This window comes from Chromohalobacter canadensis, from assembly GCF_029544075.1.
In the GTDB taxonomy this organism is placed as follows: domain Bacteria; phylum Pseudomonadota; class Gammaproteobacteria; order Pseudomonadales; family Halomonadaceae; genus Chromohalobacter; species Chromohalobacter canadensis_A.
Map to the genome: position 1 here is coordinate 106,962 of NZ_JAJQJH010000005.1, position 15,494 is coordinate 122,455.

14 protein-coding genes are annotated in these 15,494 nt (G+C 60.1%); 4 read left to right on the plus strand and 10 right to left on the minus strand.

Features of this window, described 5'->3' with window-relative positions:
• Window positions 1-2: 2 nt before the first annotated feature.
• From lpxK to LUN51_RS09030, 3 genes are all read right to left on the minus strand, one after another.
• On the minus strand, window positions 3-995 hold the full coding sequence (gene lpxK, locus LUN51_RS09020; protein ID WP_040243683.1) for a tetraacyldisaccharide 4'-kinase: 993 nt from the start codon (window positions 993-995) through the stop codon (window positions 3-5).
• On the minus strand, window positions 992-2,731 hold the full coding sequence (msbA, locus tag LUN51_RS09025; protein ID WP_277810999.1) for a lipid A export permease/ATP-binding protein MsbA: 1,740 nt from the start codon (window positions 2,729-2,731) through the stop codon (window positions 992-994). The genes lpxK and msbA overlap by 4 nt, the downstream gene beginning before the upstream one ends.
• A 78-nt stretch (window positions 2,732-2,809) precedes the next feature.
• Window positions 2,810-5,086: a DNA internalization-related competence protein ComEC/Rec2 gene (locus tag LUN51_RS09030; RefSeq protein WP_277811000.1), complete on the minus strand. Its 2,277-nt coding sequence runs from the start codon at window positions 5,084-5,086 to the stop codon at window positions 2,810-2,812.
• A 120-nt stretch (window positions 5,087-5,206) separates the two neighbouring features.
• Here LUN51_RS09030 and LUN51_RS09035 point away from each other — a divergent pair, with 120 nt between their 5' ends.
• Entirely contained in the window at window positions 5,207-5,734 is a 528-nt protein-coding gene (locus LUN51_RS09035; protein ID WP_277811001.1) for a DUF2062 domain-containing protein, read from the plus strand.
• A 9-nt stretch (window positions 5,735-5,743) separates the two neighbouring features.
• On the opposite strand, the gene LUN51_RS09040 is transcribed toward LUN51_RS09035, so the two are convergent.
• Both LUN51_RS09040 and LUN51_RS09045 read right to left on the minus strand, forming a co-directional pair.
• A complete protein-coding gene (locus tag LUN51_RS09040) occupies window positions 5,744-6,472 on the minus strand; it encodes an ABC transporter ATP-binding protein (protein WP_277811002.1) in 729 nt (242 codons plus the stop codon).
• A complete protein-coding gene (locus tag LUN51_RS09045) occupies window positions 6,465-7,706 on the minus strand; it encodes a lipoprotein-releasing ABC transporter permease subunit (protein ID WP_277811003.1) in 1,242 nt (413 codons plus the stop codon). Before LUN51_RS09045 ends, LUN51_RS09040 begins: the two co-directional genes overlap by 8 nt.
• Window positions 7,707-7,930: 224 nt before the next feature.
• Between LUN51_RS09045 and LUN51_RS09050 the strand changes: the two genes are divergently transcribed.
• The 3 genes from LUN51_RS09050 to LUN51_RS09060 all read left to right on the plus strand — a co-directional run bounded on the left by LUN51_RS09050 (window position 7,931) and on the right by LUN51_RS09060 (window position 10,932).
• Window positions 7,931-9,028: an agmatine deiminase family protein gene (locus LUN51_RS09050; RefSeq protein WP_277811004.1), complete on the plus strand. Its 1,098-nt coding sequence runs from the start codon at window positions 7,931-7,933 to the stop codon at window positions 9,026-9,028.
• A 4-nt stretch (window positions 9,029-9,032) separates the two neighbouring features.
• A complete protein-coding gene (locus LUN51_RS09055) occupies window positions 9,033-9,932 on the plus strand; it encodes a carbon-nitrogen hydrolase (RefSeq protein WP_277811005.1) in 900 nt (299 codons plus the stop codon).
• Window positions 9,933-10,071: 139 nt separating this feature from the next.
• The gene (locus LUN51_RS09060; protein WP_277811006.1) at window positions 10,072-10,932 is read left to right on the plus strand and encodes a DNA replication terminus site-binding protein; all 861 of its coding nucleotides are present in this window, start codon (window positions 10,072-10,074) and stop codon (window positions 10,930-10,932) included.
• A gap of 5 nt (window positions 10,933-10,937) precedes the next feature.
• On the opposite strand, the gene LUN51_RS09065 is transcribed toward LUN51_RS09060, so the two are convergent.
• The 5 genes from LUN51_RS09065 to nqrF form a co-directional block, all read right to left on the minus strand.
• Window positions 10,938-11,222 (minus strand): YrhK family protein, encoded by a 285-nt coding sequence (locus LUN51_RS09065; RefSeq protein ID WP_277811007.1) that lies wholly within the window; start codon window positions 11,220-11,222, stop codon window positions 10,938-10,940.
• A 122-nt stretch (window positions 11,223-11,344) separates the two neighbouring features.
• A complete protein-coding gene (gene sthA, locus LUN51_RS09070; RefSeq protein ID WP_277811008.1) occupies window positions 11,345-12,763 on the minus strand; it encodes a Si-specific NAD(P)(+) transhydrogenase in 1,419 nt (472 codons plus the stop codon).
• 174 nt (window positions 12,764-12,937) lie between these two features.
• The gene (nqrM, locus tag LUN51_RS09075; protein ID WP_277811009.1) at window positions 12,938-13,195 is read right to left on the minus strand and encodes a (Na+)-NQR maturation NqrM; all 258 of its coding nucleotides are present in this window, start codon (window positions 13,193-13,195) and stop codon (window positions 12,938-12,940) included.
• The gene (locus LUN51_RS09080; RefSeq protein ID WP_277811010.1) at window positions 13,192-14,247 is read right to left on the minus strand and encodes an FAD:protein FMN transferase; all 1,056 of its coding nucleotides are present in this window, start codon (window positions 14,245-14,247) and stop codon (window positions 13,192-13,194) included. The genes nqrM and LUN51_RS09080 overlap by 4 nt, the downstream gene beginning before the upstream one ends.
• Window positions 14,244-15,476 carry an NADH:ubiquinone reductase (Na(+)-transporting) subunit F gene (gene nqrF / locus LUN51_RS09085; RefSeq protein ID WP_040243699.1) on the minus strand — a complete coding sequence of 411 codons (1,233 nt, stop codon included), beginning with the start codon at window positions 15,474-15,476 and terminating at the stop codon, window positions 14,244-14,246. Before nqrF ends, LUN51_RS09080 begins: the two co-directional genes overlap by 4 nt.
• Window positions 15,477-15,494 lie beyond the last annotated feature (18 nt).

Genomic DNA, 15,494 nt, shown 5'->3' on the forward strand with positions numbered 1-15,494 from the left:
GTTCACCTCTCGGTCAGCGCCGCCAAGCGGCCTTCTAGCCAGGTCATCAGCGCCGGATCGGGATGCGCTTCGACATCCAGTACCCAGCACCGTTCGTGCGCGAAAGGACGACATTTGACCGCATCCTTGGCCGTCATGACCACCGGACGATTGTCGGAAAATTGCAGGTCGGCGGCGTCGAAACGATGATGATCGGCCAACGGACAAGGATCGAATTCGACGTTCAGTCCCGCTAGCGTCTCGAAGAAACGCGATGGATGACCGATCCCCGCCAGCGCATGCACGCGCCCATTGAACGGCCGCCCCTCGATGGGGTAGCAAACGTCATCGATCAAATGACGCCAACGCGACGGCTTCAGATGCATGCTGTAGTGAGGCACCGGCAAGTCCTGCTGCAGGGGGCCATTGCCGATGACTGCGTCCACGTCTTCCAACCGAGAAAGCGGTTCGCGCAGCGGTCCCGCGGGCAGACAGCGACCATTGCCGAAGCCGCGCGCGCCATCCACCACCACGAGTTCGATATCGCGCCCCATGGCCAGATGCTGCAGCCCATCATCGGACAGCAGGATGTCACAACCGGCGGCGACCAGCTTGCGCGCGGCGCGCGGGCGGTCGGGGTCGACCGCGACGGGCAGTCCTGTCTGCGCCGCGAGCATGACCGGTTCGTCACCTGCTTCCGCAGGCGATGTTTCCGGCGTCACGTACAGCGGATAGCGACGTGCGTGCCCACCATAGCCACGCGACACGATACCCGGTCGCCAGCCACGCTCGGTAAGCCAACGCGCCATCCATGCCACCAAGGGTGATTTGCCGGTTCCTCCCACGGAAAGATTGCCGATCACGATCAACGGCACTGGGGGTTCCCAGACCGTCTTCGTGCCACGCTGATAGGCCCTGCGTCGCGCCCCCATGGCCGAAGCATACAGCCCCGCCAAAGGACGCAACGGCATGAGCCAGGCCGCGTCACGGTACCAGGCATCCTGCAAGCGACTCACTCGGCCTCCTGGAATTGCAGTTGGTGAAGCGCGGCATAGGCGCCATCCTGCGCCAGCAATTCGGTATGCGTGCCACTTTCAATGATCTCGCCCTGCTCCATGACCAGAATACGGTCGGCACGCTCGATGGTCGACAAGCGATGAGCAATGACAAAGGTCGTGCGTCCGCGGCACACCGTTTCCAACGCTTGCTGAATATAACGCTCGGACTCGGTATCCAGCGCCGAGGTGGCCTCGTCGAGCACCAGCACAGGGGCATCCTTGAAAATCGCCCGCGCGATGGCTAGACGCTGCCGCTGGCCGCCGGACAGCATCACCCCGTTATCGCCGACGACGGTTTCATAGCCATTGGGCAAACGCTCGATGAACTCATGCGCATAGGCGGCGCGGGCAGCGCGCTCGACGGCTTCCCGGTCGGATTCGGGGTGTCCGTATGCAATATTGGCACCGATGGTAGTGTTGAAAAGCGTTACCTGCTGGGAGACCAGCGCGATGCGCTGACGCAGCGGCGATAGCGAGTAGCTCTGGATGTCCACGTCATCCAACATCACTCGTCCCTCAGTGGGGCGATAAAAGCGTGGCAACAAGCTCACCAGGGTCGACTTGCCACTGCCGGAACGGCCCACGATAGCGACCATCTCTCCAGCGGGTATATCCAGATCGATGCCTTTGAGCACCTCGCCCTGGTCCTCGCCATAGTGAAAGCGAACACCCTCGAAACGCACACGTCCGTCGATGCGCGTCGGCACATAGGTGCCCTCGTCGACTTCGGGCGGTTGCTCGAGAAGGCCGAACAACTCCTGCGAGGCCGACAGCCCCTTCTGGATCGTGCTATTGACCTCGGTGAGCTGCCGCACCGGCTTGGCCATCAGCGACGCAGCGGTGATGAAGGCCACGAACTCGCCCGGCGTCATCGAGGCCATCAAGGCCGGCGACATCGCCAGCCATACCAATCCCGCCAGCGAAAGCGCCACCAATAACTGGATGACCGGCGTGCTGACGGCCTTGGTCAACGCCACCTTCATACTCTGTTCGCGGTTGTAATCACTGGCCTTAGCGAAACGCGCCTTTTCATAGCCTTCGGCGCCGTGAGTACGTACCACACGATAACCCGATAGCGCCTCGGAAGCGACGTGGGTGACATCGCCCATCGAGTTCTGAATACGCCGAGACAAGCGCCGGAAGCGCTTGCTAGTGTAACTGACCACAAGGCCAATCAACGGTGTAACGGCCAAGAAGATCAACGTCAGCATCCAGTTGGTCCAGAGGAGGTAACTGACCAGGCCGATCACGAACAGGCCTTCACGCAGAATGATGGTAATGGCGTTGGTCGCCGCACCGGTCACCTGTTCGACATGATAAGTGACGCGTGACAGCAGATGGCCGCTGGAGTGCATGTCGAAAAAACGCCCCGGCAGGCTCAACATGTGGTTGAACACTTCGCAGCGCAACGCATGGACCACATTACGGGCCACATCGCTCATATAATAGGTGCCCAGGAATGTCCCCACGCCCCGTGCCGCGAACATGCCGATCACGAATAGGGGCAACATCAGGCGAAAAGCCGCATCGGGATTCTGGATGCCATCGATCAAGCGCTTCATCATCTCCGCCAACGCGGTGCTCGAGGCCGCATAGATAGCGTACCCCACCACGGCAGCCATGAATGCCTTCCAATGCGGTTTAACGTATCCCAGCAAGCGACGGTAAAGGGACCAACTGGTAGCGTTTCTCACGGCGTCTCCGCTGGTTGAGAGGCTTGCTCACCCCACTCAAGGGGCAACTACTGAATTAGGCAATACGATACACACGTATCAATCGCCGGATTCTACCCCAATGCACGCCCCTTCGACACCGCCGGGCGGGCGCGCTGGATGCATGCGCGGCGCCGGTACGCCCAGCGTGAAACGCAACGCACCGTCCGTGGCGGTATTCCATAAGCAGCTGCCGGCGCGACGAAAACGGCGCACCACCTCGGGATGCGGATGCCCATGCGCATTGTCCCGGCCGGCACTAAAGATGACGTGCTCCGGCCGGGTGCGGGCTACGAACACCTGCGAGGAACTCGTACGACTGCCATGATGCCCTGCAACCAGAACAGTCAACGGGGATTCGAGCCCTGCAAGCAAGCGCCTTTCGACGAAGCCCCCCGCGTCCCCCATGATCAACAAGCGCTGCTCGCCAGCCGTCACCTGCAATACGCACGAACGATCATTGTCGGAGCGCGTTACGTCATCCGCCACGGGCGATAGAAATCGGTAGTCGACGCCATCTCGCCGCCACCCCACCCCCCGGCGACATGCCCGTGTGGCGATGCCTACCGACATATCTGGCGGCCCCCACCAACGCGCGACATGATGCATCTCATCAATCGTTCCCACCCCACCGGCATGATCGCGATCGCTATGACTGACGATGATATCGTCGAAGTGCCGCCCCGGTGGCCATAGTGACTCAGCGGGGGTAAACCCCGAGCCATAGCGCGGCCCGGTATCGAACAGTAAATGCTGCGTGGCACTACGCAGCTCGACCAACTGCCCCTGCCCCACATCGTGAACGGTGACTACGACCCGCCCCGGTGCAATACCCGGCGGACGCAGAGTAAACGCCAGGGCAAAAAGGCTTACCGAGGCCCACAGGCGTAGATACCCCACCAAACCAGGGATCAGCCATACCGCGCCCAATGCGGCCAATATCAACGCCAGCGGCCATGTCTCCCATATCGGCGGTGACCACACAGGCAACCATGCGGCAGCCAGCGTCAGTCCTTTCCAGACGCCCTGAGCGAGTCCATCGAACATCCCCCAGGGGATCATCGCCAAACTCGGCGACCAAGCCAGCGCCCAGCCCAGCAGGCCCAGCGGCACCATGATACTGCCGACCAGTGGCACCGCCAGCAGATTGATCAACGGCCCTACCGGCGCCAGCCGCTCGAAACCGACCAGCACGGCGGCGGCCATGAAAGGTGCCAGCAAGCATTGCGAGCGTCCCAATGCCCATAGCCATCCCTTCACCCCACGCGGGGCGGGGCGTCCCTGCCATGCAGCGATCAACACGCCCACCGCCAGAAATGATAGCCACAGCCCGGGGCGCCACACCGTAAGAGGATCACTAACCACGATCACTAACAAGGCCAGCCACCAAGCCTGCCAGGGCCCGGGGGCGTGACGTCCGCTGGCCACCCACAGTCCCAGCAAGGCCATTACCGTGGCGCGTAGCGCAGGCGGTTCGAACCCCGCCATGCCCGCATATGCCAGAGTCGCACCCCCCGCCAACCACCATGGCCAAGTCGCAAGGCGCCAATGCCCTGGTGTCACGCCTCGCGCTAGCAGGCGCAGCAACACCAGCGCCACGCTTGCCACCAAGCCGACATGCAACCCGGATATGACCATCAGGTGCGTGGTGCCGGTCGCGTTGAGCAAGTCCCAGTCGTCTTGCGTCAGACGCCCGCTCGCGCCCAGAGTAAGCGCCGCCAACCAGCGAGTAGCAAGCTCGGACAACCCCTGTGTATCCAGAAATGCCAAGCCGGCATCGCGCATATTCGAAGACGCGGCACTCAAACGCTGTGTCACGGACGAATCACGCACATACCCCGTCGCTTGGATGCCCTCGCGCCATAGCCAGGCCGCGTAATCGAAGCCATAACCATTGGCAAACCCCTGCGGCGGACGCAGACGCACGCGCCATCGCCAACGGTCACCGACCTGCAAGGGCGGCGCGTCGTACCAGGACAATCGCACCCGTGAAAGCGAATCGCATGATGGTAAATCGGTCTCTTGAGGCACGCAGTGCGTGACCGCGATGCGCATGCGTGTCAGCCCTTGGCCTTCACTTATCTGCGTCACCTGACCGGCAAGCGTGACGTCCTGCCGCGACAAGCCCTCGGGCAACGTGCCGACGCGCTGTTCGGTGACCTGCCACGCGCATAACCCCGCCACGACGAGCATCGCAAGCCACCGCCATCGGCCGCGTGCCACAGCCAACAGGACAGCCATCCCCCATATGCAGACACCACCGGCCAATCCCCACCAACCCCAGACGCTGCCGGCGAGTGCCGCCAGGGCCAGCGGCATCGCCCATCCCAGGTTCATTCACCATCCTTTTCTTAGCTAATGACGATATATCATCGACTGCTGCGCGCTCGCGCGCAACGATAGCGAGAGCCCAGGGTTGTATGGATAATGAATCGACACTTCGCTAGCTCGTGGATCATGCCCCGCCGACTTCTGCAGCGTTACATGCCCCGGCCGGAAACGCTGAAACGCCAGAAATCGCTGCGTTTCATGCACCACCTGCTGGGCGACCCGTCCCTATGGATGCTGTCGCGCCGTAGCGTAGGCAATGCTTTCATGGTGGGTCTTTTCGTTGCGCTACTACCGATCCCCTTACAAATGGTCGTCGCTGCCTTCGGCGCTTGGCTGCTGCGCTGTAACCTGCCATTGTCGGTTAGCCTCGTCTGGCTGACCAACCCACTCACCATACCGGTGATTTTCTACTTTAATTACCGTGTCGGTGCATGGCTGCTCGACTCGCCCGCGCGCCACATGCCCGACAGGCTGTCGACGGCGTGGATTGCCGAGAAAATGGCAGATATCTTGCCCGCCTTGCTGACGGGCTCGCTCGTGGTGGCGATCATCGTCGGCTTGCTCAGCAACCTGGTCATCCGACTGATCTGGCGTTGGCAGGTGGCCCGAAGCTGGAAACGCCGCGCACGACGGCGCCGCCAGCGTCAGACGTAACGTTCTTACTCAGGCCGCGCTCAAGCGCCCCTGATCAAGGCGCATCACGCGGTCTTGGTGGGCGGCGAGGCCAGTGTCGTGAGTGACGATGATGAAGGCGCAGGCGCTATGTGCGGCAAGACTATCCATCAGCGACAGAATATTGCCCGCCGTGGTCTGATCAAGATTACCGGTCGGCTCGTCCATCAGCACCAGGCTGGGATCAGTCACCAAGGCACGGGCTATCGCCACGCGTTGCCGCTCCCCGCCCGAGAGTTCGCCCGGTTTGTGCTCGCAACGCTCTGCCATGCCCACCCGGGACAGAATGTCACGCGCCTTTGCCTGCGCCTCCTGCCTTTTTTGCCCGCGAATGAGCAATGGCATGGCGACATTTTCCAGCGCCGAAAACTCTGCCAGCAGATGGTGGAACTGATACACGAAGCCGATGTGGCGATTGCGAAAGCCGCCCAATGCGGCTTCCCCCATTTCGGCCAGCGACTGACCGGCAACCCGCACATACCCCGCACTCGGGCGGTCGAGGCCACCCAAGAGGTTGAGCAATGTGGTCTTGCCTGATCCTGAGCTCCCCACTACGGCGACGCGCTCACCGGCACGCACTTCTAATTCCAGCGCATCAAGCACGGTGACGTCCTGCGGGCCCTCGCGATAAATACGCGTCAAACCATCGCACTGCAGCATGATCTCATTGTTGGCGAACGTGGAATTGCCATTCGATGCCATCGCGGTTTCCTCATTCATAACGCAATACCTCGGCCGGTTGAATACGCGCCGCACGCCAAGCGGGATACAGCGTCGACAGGAATGTCAGCACGAAAGCCGATCCTGCGATGATGCCCACGTCGCCCCACTGAAGTTGTGAGGGCAGGTAGCTGATGAAATAGACATTAGGATCCAGGAACTGGATACCCGTCAATGCCTCGAACCAGGCAATCAAGTCCGATACCGACAATGCCAGCACCACGCCGAGCACCACACCCACGACGGTACCAATGGTGCCGATCGCCATGCCCTGGACCATGAAGATACGCATGATGGTCCCCGGCTTGGCGCCGATGGTCCGCAAGATCGCGATGTCGGCGTGCTTGTCCGTCACCACCATGACCAGTGTGGAGACGATGTTAAACGCCGCCACGGCGATGATCACCATCAGCAACAACCCGATCATGCGCTTTTCCATCTGGATCGCCTGAAACAGATTGCCATGGGTATAGGTCCAATCGATCCCGCGGTAGCCACTGCCCAGATCGTCCACGATCGCATTGGTGACTGGCCCCGCCTGGAAGAGGTCATCAAGCTCCAGACGCAGGCCACCGACCGAATCTCCCAGGCGGCCCAGCTTCTGCATGTCCTTGATGTTGGCATAGGCCAGGTTGGCGTCGAGATCGGCGCCTATCTTGAAGATGCCGCTGACAGTGAAACGCTTAAGGCGCGGGAAGACGCCCCCCGGCGTGATCGACGCCTCGGGCACCAGTAATGTCACGCGGTCCCCCACGCCCACGCCAAGGTTGCGTGCCAACAAGTCACCCAGCACCACATGCCACTCGCCGGGCGCAAGATCGTCTAGCGTACCTCGCGTCATGTGCTCGTCGATGATCGATACCTTGCTTTCATAGCTCGGCTCGATCCCGTTGACCATGGCTCCCTGGGTGCGCCCCTCGGAGGAAAACATGCCTTGCTGTTGAACGAAGGGCGCCGCGCCGATGACGTGATCACGCTTCTCCAGGCGTTCGGCGAGCGTTTTCCAGTTGGTCATGCCCCCCTGGGCTTCGATCTTGGTATGCGGCACCATGCCCAGTATGCGTGTCCGCAATTCATGATCGAAACCGTTCATGACCGACAAGACGAGGATCAACACCGCCACGCCCAGCATCAAGCCCAGCATGGACGTCAGGGATATGAATGAAATGAAATGGTTGCGACGTTTCGCGCGTACATAGCGCAATCCGATAAGAAACGGCAAGCGATCCAGCATCGACATCGATTCCTTGGTATGAGCCGGGCTCATGGTACGTGTTTTTGCGTGCTCCTGCATGAGCCAATGACGGCGAAAAATCATTCGATGGCCTCATCATGGGCAGCGCCTGGTGATACTTGCATCCGTGTCGGCGAAGGCTAAAATGCCGCGGCCGCCGTCATCATCGACATGACACCGAGATCCTGCCACGGCGTCGTGTCTCAATCCCATAGGAGACCGCAATGCTCCCACGCCTGTTCCCCGAATGGCATCCCCAAGATGCCATTCAACTCACTTGGCCCAGTGCAGATAGCGATTGGGAGCCCCTGCTCGAGCGTATCGAAGCCTCTCTGGAAGCCTTGGTCGTAGCTATCACACGATACCAGCCCGTATTGGTTGTCGTCGCCGATGACGCAACACGCCAACGCCTCGATTCACGCTTTTCCCGCTTGGGCATTCATCCCAAGCAATGGCATCTCATCGAGGCCCCTTCGGACGATACTTGGACCCGAGATCATGGGCCGATTGCCATCGAACGCGACGGTAATGTCGTGCTACTCGATTATTGCTTCACGGGCTGGGGCGGCAAGTTCGCCGCCGAGCGCGATAACGCCTTGACAGCGGCTCTCTCGGATATCGGCATTTACGCTGCCCCGCGGGAGGCACGTGAGTTAGTCTTGGAAGGCGGCGCCATCGACGGCGATGGTGACGGCACGTTACTACTCACCGAAGCATGCCTGCTCAATCCCAACCGCAACCCACACCTGACGCGTGAAAACATCGAATCCGCATTGCGCGACGATATGGGCATCGAGCGTTGCCTATGGCTGACGCAGGGCTATCTCGAAGGTGACGATACCGATAGCCACATCGACACTCTGGCCCGGTTTTGCGATTCCGAGACCATCGCGTATGTGCGCTGCGAGGACCCTGACGACCCTCATTTCACCGCGTTGGCGCAGATGGAAAGCGAACTCAAGGCCTTTCAGCGCGCCGATGGCGGGCCTTACCGTCTTATTCCCCTGCCCTTGCCCCGCGCATGCTATGACCCCGATGATGGCCACCGCCTGCCCGCTACCTATGCCAACTTTCTGATCATCAACGGTGCGGTTCTCGTGCCCACCTATGCCGATGGCGCCGATGGCGTGGCCCTGACGGCACTGGCCAGCGCGTTCCCCGGACGCGATATCATTCCCATCGACTGTCGTACCGTGATCCGCCAACATGGCAGCCTCCACTGTCTGACCATGCAGCTGCCACGCGGCGCTTTCTTCACCGCGTCCACCGACAGGACCAATGACAGCAGTGCCAACGATCGCAGTGCCAATGACAAGGAGTGACGCCATGTCCTCGACGCTCAAGGTAGGACTCGTTCAGCAACAAGCCTGGCCCGACAAGGCCCGTAGCCTGCAGGAAAGCGACGCTGGCATTCGTGAACTGGCAGGGAAAGGCGCCGAGTTGATTCTGCTCCAGGAACTACATGCCACGCATTACTTCTGCCAGACGGAAGACGACCGCCTGTTCGATCTCGCCGAACCGCTAGACGGTCCTAGTTCCCAGCATCTGGCCGCTCTCGCCGCCGAACTCGATATCGTACTCGTCGGCTCGCTTTTCGAGCGCCGTGCCGCCGGGCTCTATCACAACACGGCCGTGGTCTTCGATCGTCAGCGCGGTCGTGTCGGCCACTATCGCAAGATGCATATACCCGACGACCCGGGCTTTTACGAAAAATTCTATTTCACGCCCGGCGATGCCGAAGAGGACGCCGGATTCGAGCCTATCGAGACATCTGTCGGCCGACTCGGCGTCTTGGTTTGTTGGGACCAGTGGTATCCAGAAGCTGCACGCTTGATGGCCTTGGCCGGCGCCGACCTGCTGCTCTACCCCACCGCCATCGGCTGGCACCCGCCCGACGACGATCCCGAGAAGCAACGGCAAAAGGACGCCTGGACGTTGATTCAGCGCTCGCACGGGGTGGCCAATGGTCTGCCAGTGGTGGTCGCCAATCGCGTGGGCCATGAAGCCGACCCATCGAATGTAACATCGGGCATCGACTTCTGGGGCGGTAGTTTCATTTGCGGCCCACAGGGCGAGATATTGGCCCAGGCCGGCGATGACACGACACATCTACTGGTCGAACTCGACATGACACGTAGCGAACGAGTGCGGCGGGCCTGGCCCTATCTGCGTGACCGACGCGTCGATGCTTACGCCGATCTCACCAAGCGTTACCGTGATCGTTGAGTGGCGGGCCGCACTGGCCCGCCATCCATGGACGGGCGCTGGCCATATGCCATGATCGACATCGAATGCCTGGCATACTTGCCAAGGCGCGCTAAGCTTGCCACTATGTGGTCATTAAAATTTAGATAACGGTATAATAATGGAGCGGCAATACCACCTCCTAGCCCGGCTCGAGCACGACTTCGATCATGTAGTCGAAACCTGCGAGGCGCTCATGGGCCATGTCGAACACGCGCCCCCGAAGGGCTGGGTACTGGGCGAGATTCCCTTCAATATCGCGTGGCTACGCCATGCACTGCTCGACTTCTGGTATCAAGACGGCCAAGACGGTCGTGCGACGCGCAATTACATCGGCCTGATTGCCGCTGACTCCACGTTGCTGGCGTACGTTGCCGACATCAATCACGCCAAGCAAACCTTCGCGGCGACACTCGCCGAGATTCGCCAGGACGCACCGAGCTTGCTCCCCGAGATCAAGGCCGTGCTGCCCTTTCGTCATCCCACGCTGCACGATCATCTACGTGGCCAGGGGCTGGCACGTCTGCATCTCAAGCAATGCTGGCGCCACCTTCCCGTGGCGGACGCCCCGCTTTCGCGCGTGCGTCTCGCCTGGTATACCAGCGGGCGCTCCATCAAGCGACTGAGCGTGCGTGATGCTGAACGGCGGCTTTTGGAAATGGATACGGAAAGCCCACATATTCGCATCCAGCTACGCCATTTGGCAGACATCCCCGATGGCGAGCCATTGGCACAAGTACAAACCCAGGCCCCCGTCATGCGCGCCAACCTGTTCTTTCGCGAAGCGCTCGCGGATGGGCGCATGCGCCGTGCCATGAATCTGCCATTGCCTCTATTCATTCCCAGCGAGGACGGTTGCTTGCCTTCGCACAATACCCCGAAGGCGACACCACCCAGCACTCGTACTCGCGCCCAACGCGCCGACACAAAGCTCGAGGACACGCCCTTCCTGCCCAGCCTGCGGGTCTATCGCTACCGGTAGCTGTCTCAGAATTCCTGACTGCTGGCAGGCAATTGCTTAAGTGTGATCTGGCGATGCAAACGAATCACCGGGCGAACCAGCAGTTGCAAACTGCCCAACACGAACAACCAGATACCCGCTTCCTTGATACTTCCTTGATAGAAAAAACAGACACTACCGATCGTGAACCACAGCCCCAGCAAGAGATCGTTCACGGTACTGGCCAATTCATGACGGCGGTGGATGACCAATTCCTCGCGCCCCAGTGTGAACGTCGTTTCGTCGCTATGTTGCTTGTCTTCCCGATACATAAAACCTCCTTGTGCTAATAGGTACCAACGCAATGAGCCGGCACTTGTGCCGGCTCATTGCATGCCGAACCATGCCGGCGAACGCCTAAGGCTCTCGAACTACGAGCCCATGTCGGCTCATATCAGAATATGCGATTCAGGCCGTTTTGCGCGGCAACGCGATATGCCTCGGCCATGGTCGGATAATTGAAGGTGGTATTGATGAAATATTTCAGAGTATTGGCCTCGCCCTTTTGCTGCATGATGGCTTGGCCGATATGTACAATCTCGGAGGCTTGGTCGCCGAAGCAGTGAATGCCCAGAATCTCGAGTGTCTCGCGATGAAAAAGGATCTTGAGCATCCCTACCGTGTCCCCGGTAATCTGCGCACGTGCGGTGTCCTTGAAGAACGCCTGCGCTATCTCGTAGGGCACCTTGGCTTCAGTCAACTCACGCTCGTTCTTGCCCACCGAGCTGATCTCGGGAATCGTGTAGATGCCAGTGGGTATGTCCTCGACGAAGCGGAAGTCTTCCTCCAGGAAGTCATCGCTGGCGCTACGGCCCTGGTCGTAGGCAGCGCTGGCCAGACTCGGCCAACCGATGACATCCCCAACGGCATAGATATGCGGCACCATGGTGCGATAATGCTCATCGACCTGTAGCTGACCGCGCCCATTGGGTTCGAGGCCGATGTTTTCCAGCCCCAGCTCGTCGGTGTTGCCGGTCCGCCCGTTCGCCCAGAGAAAGGCGTCGGCGCGCAACCGCTTGCCCGACTTGAGCTTGACGATCACGCCCGACTCATCGCCCTCGATGCTCTCGTAGTCCTCGTTGTGACGCACCAGCACGCCGTTCTGACGCAGATGATAGGACAACGCGTCGCTGATCTCGTCGTCGAGGAACGACAACAGCCGCTCGCGCATGTCGATCAGGTCGACCTTGACCCCCAGACCCGAGAAGATCGACGCGTACTCGGAACCGATGACCCCGGCCCCGAAGATGATCAAGGTGCGCGGCGTGTGCGACAGCCCCAGGATGGTATCCGAGCAATAGATACGCGGATGCCGGAAATTGATATCGGCCGGGCGATACGGCCGCGATCCCGTGGCGATGACGAACTGCTGGGCGCAGAGTTCCTCGACGCCATCCTGGTTGTCGCGCACGGTCAGGGTGTGCTCGTCGCGGAAGCGGGCAACGCCGAAGAACAGGTTGATGCGGTTGCGCGAATAGAACTGCGTGCGCATCTCGACCTGCTGGTCGATGGTGACCTTGGAACGCTCCAGCACGCGAGGAAAGGAAAACCAGCGCGGTTCGCCGATGTCGCGGAACATGCGGTTGGTATTGAACTGCATGATCTGCTTGACCTGGTGACGCAGCGCCTTGGAGGGAATCGTGCCCCAGTGCGTGCAATTGCCGCCGACCGCCTGCTGCTTCTCGACGATGGCCACGCGCTTGCCGTGCTTGGCCGCATTGATGGCCGCACTCTCCCCGGCGGGTCCCGAGCCAATCACCACCACATCAAAATTGTGAACTGCCATTAGGTTCGCCTGCTCCTCTTGGTGCATGAGGAACCGCTGCGATAAGTCTCAACGCAAGACCGGTCACGGCACAGGAGTCGCACGAAGCGCGGCGATGAGCGCCGCGCATCACGGACCTGTCGCATCGTCATGTCGGGACACGCCCTCAGGCGCGTGGGACTCAACCAACGATTCCACGTCAGTATTCATGAACGCGTGCGGTCAGCGCCGTACGGCGTCGTAACCGAGGTCGGCGCCACGGCTTTCGTCACTGCTGCGCTGTGCGCTCTTGCGACGCTTCTGGCTTTCTTCCTCGCAGACCTTGTCGTTGCCGCCGCAGATGTCGCAGCCATCCTTCAGCCCCAGCTGATTCAGACCGCCGCAGGAACCGGCGATGGGCTTACGGCCAAGAATGACGCCGATGGCCATGCCGGCCAGCAGCAACAGCATCAATGCAAACACCAAAAGCCATAGTGTCATTGCTTTTCCCCTTCGGACGGCTTATCCGCAAGATAGGTATGAAATGCTTCACTGAGCTCTGTTTTGAAGCCCTCATCAGTTTTGACGATGAAATACGCCGCGATATCCTCGCGGTTAGCCAACGCCATGCCTTTCTTCGGTCCCAGCACCTCAAGTGCCGTCGCCACGGCATCCGCTGTCGAGCAGCGTTCCGCCACGACCGTCACCGAAGCGAGATGATGGGTAATCGGACGACCGGTACGCGGATCGATGGTATGCGAAAAACGCTGACCGTCTTCCTCGTAATAATTACGATAATCTCCCGATGTTGCCACCGCCACGTCTTCGAGTTCGAGCACGCGCTGTACGCTACGTTCTCGAGAAACCGGTTTTTCTACGGCAATGCGCCAAGGCTCGCCATTCGGCTTCTCACCCCGCGTGCGGATCTCGCCGCCGACTTCTACGAGATAAGACGTCACGCCCAGCGCATCTAGGCGAGCCGCCACTTGGTCGACCCCGAACCCCTTGGCGATGCCCGAAAGATCGACATACACCGGCTTGGTCTTGGTCAAACGATTGCCATTCAATTTCAGCGCTTGGTAGCCGACTTTGTCCAACGCTTGAGCGATTTCGTCATCGCTGGGCACTTCGTCCGGACGCATCTCGGGACCGAAGCCCCACAAGTTGACCGCGCTACCGATGGTGACATCGAATGCACCATTCGAAAGATCGCCGATGTCGATCGATTCTTTGATCACCTTCGCCGTGGGCGAAGACAATTCGAACGGCTCATCCACCGGCGCGGCATTGAAACGCGACAACTCCGAATCGGACTTATAGGTCGACATCAGGTGGTCGACCTCGTCGAGCGACTCCTTGATCCCATTCTCCAGTGAGGCGAGCTGCTTGTCGCTGAAATCACCATAGACGGTCACATGGTAGCCCGTCCCGAAGATCGGCCCCTCAAAGCGATGCGCCTGAGGCGGTTGATCGCAACCGACCAGCAGCACCAATAATGCAAACAGGACCAGCCCTCTCCAGGCCGGTCCTGCATCGTATGTTGCCGGTCTCATCCGCCGAAGTCGTCCAGCATGATGTTTTCAGGCTCTACACCCATGTCAGTCAGCATCTTGATGACGGACGCATTCATGATGGGCGGGCCGCACATATAGTATTCGCAGTCTTCCGGCGCCGGATGATCCTTGAGGTACTTCTCGTAAAGCACGTTATGGATGAAGCCGGTGTCACCTTCCCAGTTGTCTTCCGGTAAAGGATCGGAAAGCGCGAGGTGCCACTCGAAGTTATCGAACTCCTCCGCCAGCTGGTCGTATTCTTCATTATAGAAGGTCTCACGCCAGGAGCGGGCACCGTACCAGAACGAGATTTTGCGCGTCGATTCGAGGCGTTTGAGCTGATCGAAGATATGGCTGCGCATGGGTGCCATGCCCGCACCACCCCCGATGAAGATCATTTCCGCATCGGAGTCCTTGGCAAAGAACTCACCGAAGGGCCCCATCACCGTTACCTTGTCACCCGGCTTGAGCGAGAAGGCGTACGTCGACATCAGCCCCGGTGGATGTCCGGTATTGGGTGGCGGCGTAGCGATACGGATGTTGAACTTGAGAATACCCTTTTCATCCGGGTAGTTAGCCATCGAGTACGCGCGGATGATCTCCTCATCGTTCTTGTGGGAGATATCGAAGAGACTGAACTTGTCCCAATCGCCGCGATATTCGTCTTCGATATCGAAGTCCGAGAACTTGATGTCGTAAGGTGGCGCCACCAGCTGGACATAGCCCCCGGCCCGGAAAGCTACATCCTCGCCTTCGGGCAGCTTTAAGTTGAGTTCCTTGATGAAGGTGGCGACGTTGGGATTTTCGGTAACCTCGCATTCCCACTTCTTGACGCCGAAGACCTCCTCGGGAACCTCGACCTTCATGTCCTGCTTGACCGGCACCTGACACGACAGCCGCCAGCCTTCCTTCTTCTCACGCAGGGTGAAGTGAGACTCCTCGGTGGGCAGAATCGAGCCCCCGCCGTCGACCACACGACATCTGCACTGGGCGCAAGAGCCGCCGCCACCGCATGCCGAAGAAAGAAAGATGCCATTGGCAGCCAGCGTTTGCAGCAACTTGCCACCCGCCTGGGTCGTCAAGGTGTTCTCGGGATCGCCGTTGATCTCGATGGAGACGTCGCCACTGCTGACCAGGCGACTGCGCGCCGTCAGGATCACGGCCACCAGACCGAGCACGATCACGGTGAACATGACGACGCCGATCACGATGATGGATGTATCAACCATGTCGGTTTCCTATTTCCG

Coding starts and splice junctions, on each gene's coding strand:
- LUN51_RS09030 (WP_277811000.1), bottom strand. CDS start 5,086: ATGAACCTGGGATGGGCGATGCCGCTGGCCCTGGCGGCACTCGCCGGC.
- LUN51_RS09035 (WP_277811001.1), top strand. CDS start 5,207: ATGCCCCGCCGACTTCTGCAGCGTTACATGCCCCGGCCGGAAACGCTG.
- LUN51_RS09040 (WP_277811002.1), bottom strand. CDS start 6,472: ATGAATGAGGAAACCGCGATGGCATCGAATGGCAATTCCACGTTCGCC.
- LUN51_RS09045 (WP_277811003.1), bottom strand. CDS start 7,706: ATGCTGGATCGCTTGCCGTTTCTTATCGGATTGCGCTATGTACGCGCG.
- LUN51_RS09050 (WP_277811004.1), top strand. CDS start 7,931: ATGCTCCCACGCCTGTTCCCCGAATGGCATCCCCAAGATGCCATTCAA.
- LUN51_RS09055 (WP_277811005.1), top strand. CDS start 9,033: ATGTCCTCGACGCTCAAGGTAGGACTCGTTCAGCAACAAGCCTGGCCC.
- LUN51_RS09060 (WP_277811006.1), top strand. CDS start 10,072: ATGGAGCGGCAATACCACCTCCTAGCCCGGCTCGAGCACGACTTCGAT.
- LUN51_RS09065 (WP_277811007.1), bottom strand. CDS start 11,222: ATGTATCGGGAAGACAAGCAACATAGCGACGAAACGACGTTCACACTG.
- sthA (WP_277811008.1), bottom strand. CDS start 12,763: ATGCACCAAGAGGAGCAGGCGAACCTAATGGCAGTTCACAATTTTGAT.
- nqrM (WP_277811009.1), bottom strand. CDS start 13,195: ATGACACTATGGCTTTTGGTGTTTGCATTGATGCTGTTGCTGCTGGCC.
- LUN51_RS09080 (WP_277811010.1), bottom strand. CDS start 14,247: ATGAGACCGGCAACATACGATGCAGGACCGGCCTGGAGAGGGCTGGTC.
- nqrF (WP_040243699.1), bottom strand. CDS start 15,476: ATGGTTGATACATCCATCATCGTGATCGGCGTCGTCATGTTCACCGTG.